This window comes from Azonexus sp. (assembly GCF_041909095.1).
In the GTDB taxonomy this organism is placed as follows: Bacteria; Pseudomonadota; Gammaproteobacteria; order Burkholderiales; family Rhodocyclaceae; genus Azonexus.
On record NZ_JAYREB010000017.1, the window covers coordinates 1 to 2518 of the forward strand.

The window sequence follows — 2518 nt, forward strand, 5'->3', positions numbered from 1 at the left end:
ATTTCCTTCGTGGGGTCGTCTCAGAAAACGGAAAATAAAGCACGCTAAGCCGGTTGCAGCGGCCGTAGCGGCCTGAACTTGCCCGCGCCGATCTTGGCGCTGCTGCGCCAGAGGTAATCGCCGGTCAGGTTGATGTGCTCCCAGCCGAGCGGCGACAGGTACTGCAACAGGCCGTCATCGACGGCTTGACCGTGGCCACGCAAGGCGTTCGCGGCCCGCTCCAGATAGACCGTGTTCCATAGCACGATGGCCGCCGTCACCAGGTTGAGGCCGCTGGCCCGGTAGCGCTGCTGCTCGAAGCTGCGGTCGCGGATTTCCCCCAGGCGGTTGAAGAACACGGCGCGGGCCAGCGCGTTGCGCGCCTCGCCTTTGTTCAGCCCGGCATGCACGCGGCGGCGCAGCTCGACGCTTTGCAGCCAGTCCAGGATGAACAGTGTGCGCTCGATGCGTCCCAGCTCACGCAGGGCGACGGCCAGGCCGTTCTGGCGCGGGTAGCTGCCAAGCTTCCTGAGCATCAGCGAGGCCGTCGCCGTGCCCTGCTTGATCGAGGTGGCCATCCGCAGGATTTCATCCCAATGGGCGCGGACGTGCTTGATGTTGAGCGTGCCGCCGATCATCGGTTTCAACGCCTCGTAGGTGGCATCGCCCTTCGGGATGTAGAGCTTGGTGTCGCCCAGGTCACGAATGCGCGGGGCGAAGCGGAAGCCCAGCAGGTGCATCAACGCGAAGACGTGGTCCGTGAACCCTGCCGTGTCGGTGTAGTGCTCCTCGATCCGCAGGTCGGATTCGTGATACAGCAGGCCGTCGAGCACGTAGGTCGAGTCGCGCACGCCGACGTTCACGACCTTGGTGTGGAACGGCGCGTACTGGTCGGAGATATGGGTGTAGAACGTCCGCCCTGGGCTGCTGCCGTATTTCGGATTGATGTGGCCGGTGCTCTCGGCCTTGCTGCCGGTGCGGAAGTTCTGGCCGTCCGACGATGACGTGGTGCCGTCGCCCCAATGCTCGGCGAAGGGATGTCGGAACTGCGCGTTGACCAGCTCGGCCAGTGCCGCCCCGTAGGTTTCGTCGCGGATGTGCCAGGCTTGCAGCCAGGCCAGCTTGGCGTAGGTCGTGCCGGGGCACGATTCCGCCATCTTGGTCAGGCCCAGGTTGATCGCGTCGGCGAGGATCGTGGTCAGCAACAGGTTTTTGTCCTTGGCCAGGTCGCCTGACTTCAGGTGGGCGAAGTGCCGGGTGAAGCCCGTCCATTCGTCTACCTCCAGCAGCAATTCGGTGATCTTGACGTGCGGTAGGATCATCGCCGTCTGGTCGATCAGGGCCTGTGCGGTATCGGGCACCGCCGCATCGAGCGGCGTGATCTTCAGGCCCGACTCCGTGATGATGGCGTCCGGCAGCTCGTTGGCCAGCGCCATGCGGTTGACGGTGGCGAGCTGCGTTTCCAGCAGCGTCAGCCGGTCATGCAGGTACTGGTCGCAATCGGTGGCCACGGCCAGCGGCAATTCGCTGGCCTGCTTGAGGCTGGCGAATTTCGCGGGCGGCACCAGGTAGTCCTCGAAGTCCTTGAACTGGCGCGAGCCTTGCACCCAGATGTCGCCGGAGCGCAGCGCGTTCTTCAGCTCCGACAGCGCGCACAGTTCGTAGTAGCGCCGGTCGATGCCGGTGTCGGTCATCACCAGCTTCTGCCAGCGCGGCTTGATGAACTCGGTCGGCGCGTCGGTGGGCACCTTGCGGGCGTTGTCGCTGTTCATGCTGCGCAGCACCTCGATGGCGTCGAGTACGTCCTTGGCGGCGGGCGCGGCCCGCAACTTGAGCACGTCGAGAAATTCCGGCGCGTAGCGGCGCAGCGTGGCGTAGCTCTCGCCGATGCGGTGCAGGAAATCGAAGTCCTCGGGTTGCGCGAGCCGCTGCGCTTCGGTGACGCTCTCGGCGAAAGCATCCCAGGACATGACGGCCTCGATGGCGGCGAACGGATCGCGGCCCGCTTGCTTGGCCTCGATCAGCGCCTGGCCGATGCGCCCGAACAGCCGCACCTTGGCATTGATCGCCTTGCCGGATGCCTGGAACTGCTGCTGATGCTTGTTCTTGGCGGCATTGAACAGCTTGCCCAGGATGCGGTCATGCAGGTCGATGATTTCGTCGGTGACGGTGGCCATGCCCTCGATGGCGAGCGCCACCAGGGTCGCGTAACGCCGCTGCGGCTCGAACTTCGCCAGGTCGGCGGGCGTCATCTGGCCGCCCTCGCGGGCGATCTTGAGCAGCCGGTTCTGGTGAACCAGCCGCTCGATGCCGGAGGGCAGGTCGAGCGCCTGCCACGCCTTGAGGCGTTCGATGTGTTCCAGCATGTGCCGCGAGTTCGGTTTGACCGGGGATTGCCGCAGCCAGGCCAGCCACGTCGTCTTGCCGTTGTCGCGGCGCTTGAGCAGATCGTCGAGGCGACGGCGATGCACGTCCGTCAGCGGCTCAGCCAAGGCGTCGTAGAGACGCCGGTTGGCGCGGGTAATCGCTTCGGCGCTCG

At 65.3% G+C, this 2518-nt stretch carries 1 protein-coding gene; it reads right to left on the bottom strand.

The features are described 5' to 3' along the window. Positions 1–44 precede the first annotated feature (44 nt). A partial coding sequence (locus ACE3OV_RS18125; RefSeq protein ID WP_374328918.1) for a Tn3-like element ISPa38 family transposase occupies positions 45–2518 on the bottom strand: 2474 nt, incomplete at its 5' end.